Source organism: Faecalibacillus intestinalis (assembly GCF_015097455.1).
GTDB classification, from domain to species: domain Bacteria; phylum Bacillota_I; class Bacilli_A; order Erysipelotrichales; family Coprobacillaceae; genus Faecalibacillus; species Faecalibacillus intestinalis.
The window spans coordinates 1668577-1681518 of the sequence record NZ_AP024085.1; the positions used below are offsets into that span (position 1 = coordinate 1668577).

The 12942-nt window shown below is 29.8% G+C and carries 12 protein-coding genes and 1 pseudogene; 2 read left to right on the forward strand and 11 right to left on the reverse strand.

Annotation, left to right across the window (positions count from 1 at the left end):
- Positions 1–5: 5 nt before the first annotated feature.
- Positions 6–398, reverse strand: a complete 393-nt coding sequence (gene tnpA / locus Fi14EGH31_RS09065) for an IS200/IS605 family transposase (protein ID WP_396132905.1) — start codon at positions 396–398, stop codon at positions 6–8.
- 194 nt (positions 399–592) lie between these two features.
- Here tnpA and Fi14EGH31_RS09070 point away from each other — a divergent pair, with 194 nt between their 5' ends.
- Positions 593–811 carry a hypothetical protein gene (locus Fi14EGH31_RS09070; RefSeq protein ID WP_022000876.1) on the forward strand — a complete coding sequence of 73 codons (219 nt, stop codon included), beginning with the start codon at positions 593–595 and terminating at the stop codon, positions 809–811.
- Between the two features lie 102 nt (positions 812–913).
- Here the strand turns inward: Fi14EGH31_RS09070 and Fi14EGH31_RS09075 are convergent, their stop codons facing one another.
- The 7 genes and pseudogenes from Fi14EGH31_RS09075 to Fi14EGH31_RS09105 form a co-directional block, all read right to left on the reverse strand.
- Positions 914–2236, reverse strand: a complete 1323-nt coding sequence (locus Fi14EGH31_RS09075; protein WP_022000877.1) for an NCS2 family permease — start codon at positions 2234–2236, stop codon at positions 914–916.
- Between the two features lie 73 nt (positions 2237–2309).
- Positions 2310–3023 (reverse strand): annotated as a pseudogene (locus Fi14EGH31_RS09080) (DUF554 domain-containing protein).
- Positions 3011–3850 carry a Cof-type HAD-IIB family hydrolase gene (locus Fi14EGH31_RS09085; RefSeq protein WP_022000880.1) on the reverse strand — a complete coding sequence of 280 codons (840 nt, stop codon included), beginning with the start codon at positions 3848–3850 and terminating at the stop codon, positions 3011–3013. The pseudogene Fi14EGH31_RS09080 and the gene Fi14EGH31_RS09085 overlap by 13 nt, the downstream one beginning before the upstream one ends.
- Positions 3851–3924: 74 nt before the next feature.
- Complete coding sequence (locus tag Fi14EGH31_RS09090; protein WP_022000881.1) at positions 3925–4869, reverse strand: calcium/sodium antiporter; 945 nt, start codon at positions 4867–4869, stop codon at positions 3925–3927.
- Between the two features lie 13 nt (positions 4870–4882).
- Entirely contained in the window at positions 4883–5452 is a 570-nt protein-coding gene (locus tag Fi14EGH31_RS09095) for a manganese efflux pump MntP (RefSeq protein WP_118346673.1), read from the reverse strand.
- A gap of 176 nt (positions 5453–5628) precedes the next feature.
- The gene (locus Fi14EGH31_RS09100) at positions 5629–6798 is read right to left on the reverse strand and encodes an MFS transporter (RefSeq protein WP_022000883.1); all 1170 of its coding nucleotides are present in this window, start codon (positions 6796–6798) and stop codon (positions 5629–5631) included.
- 493 nt (positions 6799–7291) lie between these two features.
- On the reverse strand, positions 7292–8368 hold the full coding sequence (locus Fi14EGH31_RS09105) for a M24 family metallopeptidase (RefSeq protein ID WP_200764724.1): 1077 nt from the start codon (positions 8366–8368) through the stop codon (positions 7292–7294).
- A 169-nt stretch (positions 8369–8537) separates the two neighbouring features.
- On the opposite strand from Fi14EGH31_RS09105, the gene Fi14EGH31_RS09110 reads away from it, so the two are divergent.
- Entirely contained in the window at positions 8538–9731 is a 1194-nt protein-coding gene (locus Fi14EGH31_RS09110; protein ID WP_234697772.1) for an MFS transporter, read from the forward strand.
- Here Fi14EGH31_RS09110 and Fi14EGH31_RS09115 read toward each other — a convergent pair.
- The 3 genes from Fi14EGH31_RS09115 to Fi14EGH31_RS09125 all read right to left on the reverse strand — a co-directional run bounded on the left by Fi14EGH31_RS09115 (position 9728) and on the right by Fi14EGH31_RS09125 (position 12896).
- A complete protein-coding gene (locus Fi14EGH31_RS09115; protein WP_117826472.1) occupies positions 9728–10327 on the reverse strand; it encodes an MBL fold metallo-hydrolase in 600 nt (199 codons plus the stop codon). The two genes, Fi14EGH31_RS09110 and Fi14EGH31_RS09115, sit on opposite strands and share 4 nt — an antisense overlap.
- Positions 10328–10331: 4 nt before the next feature.
- Complete coding sequence (locus Fi14EGH31_RS09120; RefSeq protein ID WP_117346774.1) at positions 10332–11738, reverse strand: ROK family protein; 1407 nt, start codon at positions 11736–11738, stop codon at positions 10332–10334.
- Positions 11739–12092: 354 nt separating this feature from the next.
- Positions 12093–12896 (reverse strand): Rpn family recombination-promoting nuclease/putative transposase, encoded by an 804-nt coding sequence (locus Fi14EGH31_RS09125; RefSeq protein WP_158569576.1) that lies wholly within the window; start codon positions 12894–12896, stop codon positions 12093–12095.
- Positions 12897–12942: the final 46 nt, after the last annotated feature.

Below are 12942 nucleotides of genomic sequence, written 5' to 3' on the forward strand. Positions count from 1 at the left end.
ATCACCTAAACATTTTTTTGATCTTCAATATATTGCTTGATTACAGAAAGTGGTGCACCACCTACTGTAGATACAAAATAGCTATTGGTCCATAGCGTTGGGATCCTTGATTTCAACCAAGGAAATTCCTGTCTCAACACTCTAGAAGAATAGCCCTTGATTCTTTTAACTGCTTTGTGAATTCCATATTGTGGAGCTACTTCCATAAGCAAATGTACATGATCTGTCATGATTTCCATTTCAATGATTTCGACATTCAATTGATCACAAGTTTCTTTAATCAACTCCTTTAAGCAATCATCAACACCATCTACAAGAACGGGACGTCGATATTTTGGACAGAATACAACATGATATTTACAGGAATAGATCACATTATTATTTGATTTGTACTTCATGAACACATTATACTACTAAAAGATATCTAATTATATATGTTATTGATAAAAACTTAAAAAAGTTGCCTTATATCTCCACAGCTAAAGCTGGGAGCTTTACGGCAACATTTGGTAAATCTTGTGTTTTCAATTGTAAGTACATAATATTTACACATAATAATGTTATAATATAACAAAGATAAGAGGTGATCTATATGAAGCTTATTTATTCAGTAGTTTTTATTATTATCATTATTATTGGAATTTATCTTTATTTATTCATCCAAGATAGAAAAAATAAAGGTAAAGAAAACAAAGAAACTTACTTAAAAACAAAAGAACTTCATGATTTATCCAGAGATGTTCATAGTGACAACTATGAAATTTCAAGAGCACAAGCACATATGACTTTCCGCAGTCCCGGAGGCATGTAAGCTTACACTCTAACTCTATCATATTGAAAAGGATGTACAAAACATCCTTTTCATTTAAATAAAAAAAGAGTCTTACGCCTAAGCGTAAAACTCACTTCTTCACTATTTAGGTAAGAACACTAAGAAGATTACAAAACAGATATCTAAGATCCATACGATTGGCTTAATTTCTTTAATTTTACCAACACCAATCATAGAAACGGTATATGTAATAAATCCAATAGCAATACCATTTGAAATAGAATAAGCTAAGATCATAAAAATAACTGTCATGAATCCACTTGCTGCATAAACAATATTATCCCATTCAATTCCTTTTAATTGTTGTGCCATTAAAATACCAACAATAATTAATGCAGGCGCTGTCACTGCACTTGTAACGCATGAAAGTAATGGTGAAAAGAAAACAGATAATAAGAAGCATACCCCAGTAGTAACCGCAGTTAAACCAGTTCTTCCCCCTACTTCAACACCTGAAGTTGATTCAACGAATGATGTAACAGTTGAAGTTCCAGCAATAGAACCAATAACTGTACCGATTGAATCAGCTAATAAAGCACGATCTACGTTTTCTGGATTTCCAGTTTCATCAACTAAGTTTGCTCTGTTACATACAGCAACTAAAGTCCCTGCAGTATCAAAAAAATCAACGAATAATAATGAGAAGATTGCGACATAACATTGTGGATGTGAAGTTAATTCTCCAAGTCCTGAAGCAAATGCTCCTACTAATGAAAAATCAAAGTCAAATGAAATAACTCCAGTAGGAATTTCTGGCATTCCTTTAACACCACAAACTCCAGCAATAATTCCCACAACAGCTGTAACAACTAAACCATAGAAAACAGCTCCAGGAACATTTTTAGTTAAAAGTAATAAAGTAATTAAAATACCAACTACTGCTAAAATAACTGTTGGTTCTTGGAAGTTACCAAGACCGACAAATGTTGATTCATTTGCGACAATAATACCTGCATTTTTTAGACCAATGAAGGCAATAAAGAAACCAATACCTGCCCCAATTGCTAATTTAAGTTGTGCAGGAATAGCATTAATAATCATTGTTCTAATTCCTGTAATAGAAATAACTAAGAAAATAATACCTGAGACAAAAACACAGGCTAAGGCTCCTTTATAAGATAAGCCCATACCAAAACAAATTGTATAAGTAAATAATGCATTCACACCCATACCAGCTGATAAAGCCACTGGATAGTTTGCAACAAGTCCCATAATAATGGTAGCTACAGCAGAAGCAATGGCAGTTGCAAGGAATACCCCTTGAACAGACATTCCCGTTTCACCAAGCATTGCTGGATTGACTGCTAAAATATAAGCCATTGCTAAGAATGTTGTCACACCAGCTAAAATTTCAGTTTTTACTGTAGTGCCTTTTTCACTTAATTTAAAAAACTTGTCTAACATAAATTTCTCCCTTCTTCAAACGTTATTATCGTACATTATTTTTAGACAATTGACAAGCAAACAAAAAAAGTACTTACATAAAAAGTGCTAATAACAAGGGCATAAATACCGCTGGTAAAAGATTGCCTACTTTAATTTTTGTATGAAAACATAAATTTGTCCCTACCGCAAATATTAAAACCGAACCCACAAAAGAAATATTAGAAATCATTATTGTCGTAAAATAAGGTGCTAGAAAAGAAGCACAGACTGTCAGCAATCCTTGATAAACAAAAATAGGAATTGCGGAAAAAATCATTCCCACCTCAAGTGTTGAAGAAAAAACCATAACGATTACAAAGTCCATTACGGCTTTTGAAATCAAAACACTTGAATCATGTAACAAACCATCTTGAAAAGAACCCACAATAGCCATGCCTCATACACATATAACAAGTGAAGTAGAAACAAAACCATCAATGAATTTAGAATCATTACTTTTAACTTTATTTTTTAAATAGATCCCAAATTGTTCAATTCTTTTTTCAATATTAATAAACTCTCCTAATAACGCTCCAAAGCATAACGATAAAACAAGAATTAAAGAACCGGTGGATTCCAATCCTTCTTTAGATATCTTTAACATCCCTGTCATCGCCCCTGAAATACCAACAAACAAAACTGCTAAACCAATTCCTTGCATAATCGTTTCTTGATACCTATTTTTTAAACCATTTTTAAACAATAGACCAATAATACCACCTGCAACAACAGCTATGGTATTAACAATTGTTCCTAATCCAAACATTCAAACAATCCTAACCTTTCCATTTCATAATACACACCATCATTTTCAACACTTTCACAAATGTTATCAGCACTTGCTTTTAATTCTTGGCAGGCATTTTTCATTGCTACACCATAATTGCAAACTTGTAACATTTCATAATCATTCATACTGTCACCAAAAGCAATCGTATCTTCCATTTTCATATGAAGTGTTTCAACGACCTTTTTAATAGCAAGTCCCTTATCCATTCCTTTTTTGATGATTTCACCATTGATAGAATGTTGGCTAAACATTTCATGAACAATAAAATGATAATTTGGTAAGAGTATTTTTGTTTTTTCAATATCTTCTCTATTAAAAGCAATAAAACAAAGTTTATGAATTCCTTGATCTTGATATTTGCTTATATCAACCATATGATATTCTTTCTTTTGTTGTTCTTTTAATCTTTCAAATTCTGAATTTGTTCCTTCATCACCTAACAGAGCATGTGCAAAGTAATGCCGTAATTCTTCACTCGCAAAAGTCATATAAGTTGATTCTAAGTTATAAAGAATATGATTTTGCTCAAAAACTTTTCTTGCTTGTTCAACTTCTTCTTTATCTAAATAAGTTGTTTCAATCATTTCCCCTTTAATTTCAAGATAACCACCCGCTGAACAAATACAACCATCAAAATCATCTGACATAATACTTTCAATACCGACACGATTTCTTCCTGTACATAAAAAAATCAAATGCCCATTTTCTCTTGCTTTTTTAATTCCTTTTTTTACAAAATCTGATAAAGGATAATTTGGTGTGACTAATGTTCCATCTATATCTAAAAATACTATTTTTTTCATATATATCTCCTTATAGCGTTTCTATTTTAATCATATTTTATCTTTTTAGCAATAAAAAAAGAGAGCAATGCTCTCTAACGTATAATGATATAGGCTAAGTAAGCAACATAAAGAAGAAGCATAATAATTCCTTCTTTACGATCAATTTTATGTTTCGTAAATCCAAAATATAAAACTATTAAAGAAAAAATAGTTAAAATAAGAATATCAATAATATTTTCAAAGATAAAAGTAATTGGACTAATTGTTGCTGCAATACCTAAAACAAATAAAATATTAAAAACATTTGAACCAATAACATTTCCAAGAGCCATATCTACTTCACCTTTTTTAGCAGCTACCATTGAAGTAACAAGTTCTGGTAAAGAAGTTCCAAGAGCAACAATGGTAAGACCGACTAAGTTTTGTGACATTCCTAAAGATAAAGCAATATTGGAAGCACTATCTACTACAAAATCTCCACCAAATTTAATAGCGATTGCTCCACCAACAATATAAACCAAGCTTAATCCCATTGAAATAACTTTAATTTCTTCTTCCTCTTGATATGTATTCATGGCTTTTTTAGCCGAAACAATCATGTAAACAATATATCCTACAAATAAAATCAAAAGAACAATTCCATCAATATGTCCTAATATCATCCCAAAATAACCTAAGATCATTAATAAAATAGCACATAAAACAGAAAATGGAAATTCTCTTTTAAGCGTATTTACTTGTACTGCAATCGGTACAAATAAAGCAGAAATACCACAAACAACCATTAAATTAAAAATATTAGAACCTACGGCATTTGCTACCGCTAAAGCATTATTTCCTTCCATCGAAGCTGTAATACTGACAGCACATTCAGGTAAACTTGTTCCCATGGCCACAATTGTTAAACCGATGATTAATGAAGGAATATGAAATCTTGTAGCAATAGAAGAACTTCCTTCTACAAAAAAATCTGCTCCTTTCATTAATAAAATAAAACCAACAATAAGAACTAATAATGATACAAATACATTTGTCATAACTTTCTCTCCTTTAAAATAGACCTAAATGTTCTAATAAAATTTTTAAACCAATCACAATTAAAATAATACCACCAGCAATCTCTGCCTTATGTTCATATTTTGACCCAAAAACTTTACCAATATAAACACCAATAAAAGAAATAATAAAAGTCGTACAACCAATAATGCTCATACATTCAACTATTGGATAATTTAAAAAAGTAAAAGTAATTCCTACCGCTAATGCATCAATAGATGTCGCAATCGCCAATAAAAACAATTCCTTTAAATCTAATTTAAATTCTCCTTCATCTTCATCGTCTTCTGCTTTAATACCATCAATCAACATCTTACCACCAATAATACTAAGTAAAATAAAAGCAATCCAATGATCAATACTTGTAATATAACTTTCAAAACCTCTACCTAAAAACCAGCCAATAAAAGGCATTAATGCTTGAAAGCCACCAAAAAATAAAGCGATGATAAAAACATCTCTCTTCTTTACTTTTTGCATTGATAAGCCTTTACAAATTGATACTGCAAAAGCATCCATGGAAAGACCTACTCCAATCAAAAAGATTTCAATAAATAAACTCATACCAAATTCCTTTCTCCTTAAAATAAAAGAGACCCATGCATAAAAAATATGCATGAGTCTCGTTCTTTAAGATTTGCCAGGCTATACGCCATGATGTTGACAAACCGCGTCCTAAGACGTGTACTACTCCCTCATTCAACAGCTTGATAGTATCAAAGTCCTCGACATAAATCAAGCTATTTTTTAACTTTCATACTCATAAATTTACAAATAAAGATAATAATCGCACCAATGGCTGTCATTAAATAAACAAAAACAAATAAAGCATTCAATCCAATCGTATCTTGTAAAACTCCACCAAGAACATTTCCTAAGGTTGAACCTATTCCTGATGTCATAATCCCAATCATTGTTTGTCCTGACATTTGATCTTGGGTTTCTAGATTATAAGTTACATAATATGTAATAACTCCTGTAAACAATCCATAAGAAAGACCTTGGAACATCATACCAATAATTAAAACAATTAAATTAGGAGCTAAACCAATTGTATAATTTCGACAAAGATAGAAAATAGAAGCTACTAAAATAAGTGTTACACTATTAAATTTCTTCATTAACTTAGGAACTGTCATCATGACTGGTAATTCACTAAAAGCCATTGCAAACATAGCTACTCCGTATAAAGAAGTATTTCCTCCTAGGTTTTTAACAATATTAATTAAATAAGTACCGATTGCTGTTGCTCCCGAAAACATAAAACAAAACCCTAAAAGTAAGAAAAAGAAAATTTTATATTTTTTAATAACAGTAATAACAGATCCTTCTTCTTGAACTTCTTCTTTTGTTTCTGTAATTTTTGATTCTGGTAAATGATATAAAATAAATAATGTCACTAAAGCAAAGATACAATATGCAATTGATAAAACATTTGCTCCTAAAAAAGAAACCACTTGTCCAAAAATAAGCGCACTTGTCGCCCATGAAGCTGAGCCAATTCCTCGTGCTAAACCAAAGTTGACATATGTCCCTTCATTAATATAATTCATAGCAATCATTGTAAGCATGGGTACTGTGGACATATTTAAAGCATACATAACAACATAGAAAACCATCACTAAAAATGCTGGTATTGGTAAAAATGCCATCGCAATATATAACAAAACTGTTGTTAACATTAAAATTGTCATTAATTTTTTAATAGTCATCCCTTTTATTTTAGAAATAAGTGATGACATAAATGGTGATAAAAAGATTGTTGCTATACAAGAACCTCCTGTAACAATCCCTATCTCAGTATTTGTAAGCCCTTTTGATTGTAAAAAGACAGCAATAAAACCATTAATACAACATCCAGTAAACCAATAAAATAAATGTAAAAAATTATATTTTGCTTTTAGTGACATATTTCTTCCTCCCTAGTCGTAAAATATATTTTAACATAATTTTTTAAAGATGATGCTATTTTCATAATTTGAAAAAGAAAAGAAAGGGTTATCCCTTTCTAAAGTTTTAAAGCAAGTTGAGTAGTTTTAAAAATAGCTTTTTTAGCGTCACCAACTTTACTTGCATCGACAATTAAATAAACATGTTCAATTTTTATTTCTTAATAAAGGTTTTAATTTGCTTTTGAACCAAAAGTTAAAACAATCGTATCAAAATGAGAAAGTATTTCTAATTGATTATGTTTTTCATAAACAATACCATCTTGATCAATTTTGATAACTTTACTTTCTAAAGTAAATTCTACATGAAGTTGTTTTAAATGATCTAATAAATTAAATCTTAGTCTTTTAGAGGCAAGTGGTGCTTTGTATCATCAAAATCATTCTAAAACACTTGATTTATTTTTAGAGTATTAAAAAAACATAGATTAGATTATCTAACCTATGCTTTTTATTAATCATTACCAATAACTTTCAAATCTTTTGGATAACTATTTAAGACCTTACATCCATCTTCTGTTACAAGTACAAGATCTTCGATTCTTACTCCAAATTCACCTTGTAAATAAACACCTGGTTCAATAGAGAAAGTCATACCTTCTTGAACTTCAATATCATAGTTTTGCGAAACATCGCCCCATTCATGAACATCACGTCCAATAAAATGACCTAAACGATGATTAAATTCAACAGTATAACCACCTTCAGCAATAATATCTCTTGCACATTTATCAATATCACATAATCGAACACCTGGTTTAATCATGGCTTCTGCTGCCTTTTGAGCTTTTAAAACAAGTTCATAAACCGCTTTTTGTTTTGGTGAAACTTCTTTATAAAAAACAGTTCTTGTCATATCTGAACAATATCCTTTATATAAACCACCAATATCAATAACAATGCTATCTCCTGGTTTTAAAGTAGAATCATCACCACTATGATGATTATCAGCTCCATTTTTACCATAAGCAACTATTGGTTCAAAAGAATTTCCTGTACAACCATGTTTTTGGTAAATACCAGCAAGTTGATCAGAAACTTCTTTTTCAGTTAAGTTTCCCTTGGCACAAATATTAATAACTTCATCTACTACTAAATCATTAATTTTAGAAGCTTCTATCATTAATTGTTGTTCTTTTTCATCTTTAACCATTCTTACACGATCAACACATTCAGAACCAAGTTCAAAATGACATTCATCTACTAAATCCATCAATGGCATTAAAAATCTAGCTGGAAAGTTTTTATCGATACCAATTGAACAAGCGCCATCAAATTCATCAGCAAGTAATTGAAGATAATTATCTGTATCACTATACCATACTTGTTCAATATCAATTTCACGATCTAAATAAAATAAATTATTCATAAATAATTTATGATGTCCATCACTTGATAAAAGAAGTAAATACATTCTTTCCCCTGGATTATTTTTATAATTAATTAAATAATCAATGGATGATGGATCACTAATAATTAAATGCGTTAATTGTCTTTTTTTCATTTCTTTGAGTACTTTTTCTAATCTCATCTTTAAATCCCCCTACTGCATTTATTTTAATACGTTTTATTTTAAATTAAAAGAAATATAATTACTTTATTTACAATGCTTATAAAGCATTATATTGGATTAATTATAAGCATTAGACATTATTAATAAACATTTATAAAATAAAGACAGTAAAAGGAGGAAGATGTTTATGAAAAAACATTGGTTGGTATTAGTTTGTTGCTGTGGCTTAGCTGCTGCATCGATTGGAATTTCTATTAATTCATCAGGTGTTTTCTATACACCTGTTTCAAAGAATTTACATATGTTAAGAGGAACATTTTCAATGCATATGACATTATTTTCCCTTGCAACTGCTATGATGTCATTATTTGTCCCAAAAATCTATGAAAAATTTGCTTTTAAAGAAGTACTTACTATCAGCGTTATTGTTGCCGTTGCCTCTACAGCAGCTATGGCACTAGGAAAAAATGCTTTAACATTTTATATTTTAGGAGCTGTTCGTGGGATGTCGACAAGTTTATTTTCCATCGTACCTATTACAATCATTATTAATGGTTGGTTTGAAAAGAAACATGGACTTGCAACAAGTATTGCTTTTGGTTTTAGTGATTTAGGCGGAACAATTTGTTCACCTATTTTATCAAGTATCATTAGTTCATTTAATTGGCAAATGGGCTATTTATTAAAAGCCATCATTATTTTATTATTATGCCTACCAGCTTGCATTTATCCTTTTAAAATGACAGCCTTTGATGAAGGACTTGTTCCCTATGGCTATCAAGAAAGAAAAGAAACTATACAAAAACAAACAACTTCTTCTTTCCATTTTATTTCTGTTTCATTTATTGCTTTTTTTATCTTTGGAATGTTGATTAGTTGTATTACAAGTGTAACTCAACATTTGCCAGGATATGGAGAATCTTTGGGGTACCCACTTACAACATGTGCCATGTTGTTATCTGCGGGAATGATGGGAAATATTGTTTCTAAATTGATTATCGGTAGTTTAAGTGATTATTTTGGAGAAATGAAAGCAACACTTATGATGATTGGAGTTAATATTTTAGGAATTATTTTACTCATGATTGGTAAATCAATGGTTCTACTTATTATCGGAGCTTTTATGTTTGGTTCTTGTTATTCTTTAGGTGCTGTCGCTGTTCCTTTACTTACAAAATATTTCTTTAAAACAGAAAATTATGCAAAAGCTTTCCCAACAATTTCTTTTGCTTCTAATGTGGGAGCTGCTATTTCTTTATCCTTGGTTGGTTATATCTATGATTTCTTTGGTTCTTATCTTTATGCATTTATAATCGCTTTAACAATGATTATGATCAGTCTTGCTTTATTGTTTATCGTAACAAAAACCAAGGAAAATTAGTTCCTTGGTTTTTCAAATATAACCGTTTGTTTTTGCGTTTCTTGATTGACTTCAATAACATCTTTTACATAACAGATATCTTTTCTATTTTTTATAAACTCTTCATTGGTTGATAATACATCATAACCCATAGAACCACTTCGATAATGCATTGGTATAACAATACGTGGTTGAATTTGATTGATATATTCTAATGCTTCTTTAGTATCTATTGTATAATAACCACCAATAGGAATCATTAAAACATCACAATTCTTGATTTTTGAAAGATCATCAATCATACAGCCAATATCTCCCATATGCACGACTTTCATATTTTCATAAGTTAAAATATGAATCGTATTTTTACCACGACGACTACCTAAATGATGGTCATGATACGTTTCAATTTTTTCTACTTTAAATTCTTTAGGCAATACATCTACACAATCTCTAGCATTATGATCATCATGCTCATGAGAACATAAAACTAGATTTCCTTTTAAATGAAGTTTGTTTAATCCTGGAATTGAACCTTCTTGATAAGAATCAAAAATAACTGTTCCATCACTGCCTGTTATTTCAAAACAAGAATGTCCATACCAAATAATTTTCATCAAATCACTCCTTTGCACTTAAAATCATTGCACCTAATAATATATATTCTAAAATATTTTCCACTTTAATAATCTTTGGATATACTTTTAAAGAATATTGACTCAATGATTTTTTTATTTCATCACTCACATCTTGACTATCTAAAATCAAATCACTATAAACAACTATCGCCTCTGGTGATACAATTGCTATAATACTCATAATATTTTTACTAACAAGTTCCAATGTGCCTTCTGGTGTATTCGCAAGTGTAAAATAATCATTAGAAAGTTTTAATGGTAAAAGTGCTACTTCTCCAGCAAGATGATCCATTCCTCTTACTAGTTGACCATTAACAATTATGCCACTTCCAGCCATACGTCCAATAGGTTGGAATAAAAAAGCAATAGATTTATATTGGTTTTGTGAAGCATAATAGCCTACAACAGCAGCATTAACATCATTAATCAAATAAATTTCCTTTTCATATCTCTTCTCCAACAATTCCTTAAGTTGATGATTTCCACCCTCAATAATCCCCGAATAAACGTTTCCTTCAACCATCACTCCTGGTAAAGCAATAGAAATCACATCAATCATTTCATTTTGTAAAACAACTGTATCTAAAGCATCCAGAACATCATGTAATTTGATATTACTTTTAATAATATTACTATCTAATACAATTTCTTGTAGATTATTATATAAACGATAAGAAATATGACTATTTTCCCCATTAGCGTTAATAGAAACCGCTAAAATATTTTTCTTTGTTTTAATTTCCATCATTGATGCAAGAGGTTCTACTGTACTATCATATTTCTTTTCCTTATTTTTTATAGACTCTTCAACAAAAGTAATCAAAGCTCCTACATTATAAGAAGCAAAAATTTGTGTAGGTATCTTTAAAACCAATTTATTTTTAAATACTTTTTCCACTTGTAATTTAACATAAGAAACTTGAGGAGCTAGTAAGATGACATCATAATTTTGAGCAACATTATATATTTTTTGATATGAAGTAGCAGCTACTTCCATATTTAAATTTAAAACTTTTATTCCATTTTTGATTTTATCTGCAAAAAATGCTGTTGTCATCCCGCCACTACAACAAAGTAAAAGACGACATATTGGTTGATTAACCATTTTTTGAATACATTGATCCATTTCTTCAAATAAAGAAATAGCATGTTTCAATGTTTTGAATTGAAAATGAAGATAAAAAGCCATTTCATCTGTTCTTTTATTCATTACACATAATTCTATGATACATTGTGGATTAAAAGTCACATAACTATAACAGTATTCATTTTCAATAATAATCGCATCCGGATCCGTTTCACTTGGATAAAGATAATAATAATCTCTTTTTTGATTACTGATCCACTTTCTAAATATGGCAGTTTGTATCTCTCTTAAATAATCATCCATTTCAATCCCACCTTTATTATTATTTTACCATAATCCTGCCCACTAAAGAAAGCTCTTACAAAAATAGAAAATATTTCTCAAAAAAAATCCAACCTTTACTCAAAAAGTTAGAAAATTATTCCTAATATATCTTTCCTTATAAACAATCATCTTCGAAAATAAAATATAAAAAGCATAACAAGCAATAAGAACCTATCTAAATTCTATTGCATGTTATGCATTGAATTATTAGTTAATAATTTTTAAAACATCTTCTTCATTTGTTACATTAAAAATATGACGTGTTAATATATTAAGTTTTTCAATAGGTGCTTTTGATAATTGATTTGTTAGATTATTTGATAGATTTCCAAACTAAATTTCTAATTGTTCTTTTAACGTATTTTGTTTTTCTTCCAATTTTCCTTCAATAACTCCTTCAGACCTACCTTCTTTTCTAAACCCTTCTGCCATTCTTTCCATTCCTTCACACATATCCATTTCATCTCCTTCTAGAACGTTTTCAACTTGATCTATACTTCCTGTAATGATGGCTGCATAGAGAAAGTTTTCTTTTTTCATTCTCTTTAATCTTTTTAAATCTTCATAGCTTCCTTTATACATTGCTTGGATAGCTTCTATAAAGTAACGAGTTTGTTCATCTTTGATCTTACTTGTATCCATTTCTTTAACATCTACAAGAATGATTTTCCAATCATCAAAGTATTTCTTTAATTCTTCTGGTATTTCAAAATAATCACTGAGTTTTACAGGACTATTCCATTTCTTTGGTCCTGTATAAAGTACTACTATTATTTGAGGAACTAATCTTTTATACTCTTTATTTTCTGCCTGTTTTAAATATTCCAACATTTCATAGATTCCACAACGAATAACCATCGTTTCATCAATACTACTTTGATGCTCTATTCCTAGTATACAGTAGATTCCATTAATATCACTTTTAACGACAATGTCCCTTCTTCTTTTTTTATCTTCTGCTCTTTTCGAATCATTGATAATAAAAGAAATATCATTTTCATAACGTACCAATCTATCAGGATGAATGATTTGTTTCCCTTCAAATATAGCTGCATTATAAAAAGATGCAAAACTGACATCATTACTGAATACTGTTCGACAAGCACCATCAGCTGTTAACTTATTTAGAGGTTCCATACACATTACCTACTTTCTTTTAAAGTAACATATCTAGATTTATTAC

Bases quoted from the DNA above. Each gene is read 5' to 3' on its own strand.
- Fi14EGH31_RS09115 (WP_117826472.1), bottom strand. From the start codon at position 10,327: ATGAAAATTATTTGGTATGGACATTCTTGTTTTGAAATAACAGGCAGT.
- Fi14EGH31_RS09125 (WP_158569576.1), bottom strand. From the start codon at position 12,896: ATGGAACCTCTAAATAAGTTAACAGCTGATGGTGCTTGTCGAACAGTA.
- Fi14EGH31_RS09095 (WP_118346673.1), bottom strand. From the start codon at position 5,452: ATGAGTTTATTTATTGAAATCTTTTTGATTGGAGTAGGTCTTTCCATG.
- Fi14EGH31_RS09085 (WP_022000880.1), bottom strand. From the start codon at position 3,850: ATGAAAAAAATAGTATTTTTAGATATAGATGGAACATTAGTCACACCA.
- Fi14EGH31_RS09070 (WP_022000876.1), top strand. From the start codon at position 593: ATGAAGCTTATTTATTCAGTAGTTTTTATTATTATCATTATTATTGGA.
- Fi14EGH31_RS09090 (WP_022000881.1), bottom strand. From the start codon at position 4,869: ATGACAAATGTATTTGTATCATTATTAGTTCTTATTGTTGGTTTTATT.
- Fi14EGH31_RS09075 (WP_022000877.1), bottom strand. From the start codon at position 2,236: ATGTTAGACAAGTTTTTTAAATTAAGTGAAAAAGGCACTACAGTAAAA.
- Fi14EGH31_RS09120 (WP_117346774.1), bottom strand. From the start codon at position 11,738: ATGGATGATTATTTAAGAGAGATACAAACTGCCATATTTAGAAAGTGG.
- tnpA (WP_396132905.1), bottom strand. From the start codon at position 398: ATGAAGTACAAATCAAATAATAATGTGATCTATTCCTGTAAATATCAT.
- Fi14EGH31_RS09105 (WP_200764724.1), bottom strand. From the start codon at position 8,368: ATGAGATTAGAAAAAGTACTCAAAGAAATGAAAAAAAGACAATTAACG.
- Fi14EGH31_RS09110 (WP_234697772.1), top strand. From the start codon at position 8,538: ATGAAAAAACATTGGTTGGTATTAGTTTGTTGCTGTGGCTTAGCTGCT.
- Fi14EGH31_RS09100 (WP_022000883.1), bottom strand. From the start codon at position 6,798: ATGTCACTAAAAGCAAAATATAATTTTTTACATTTATTTTATTGGTTT.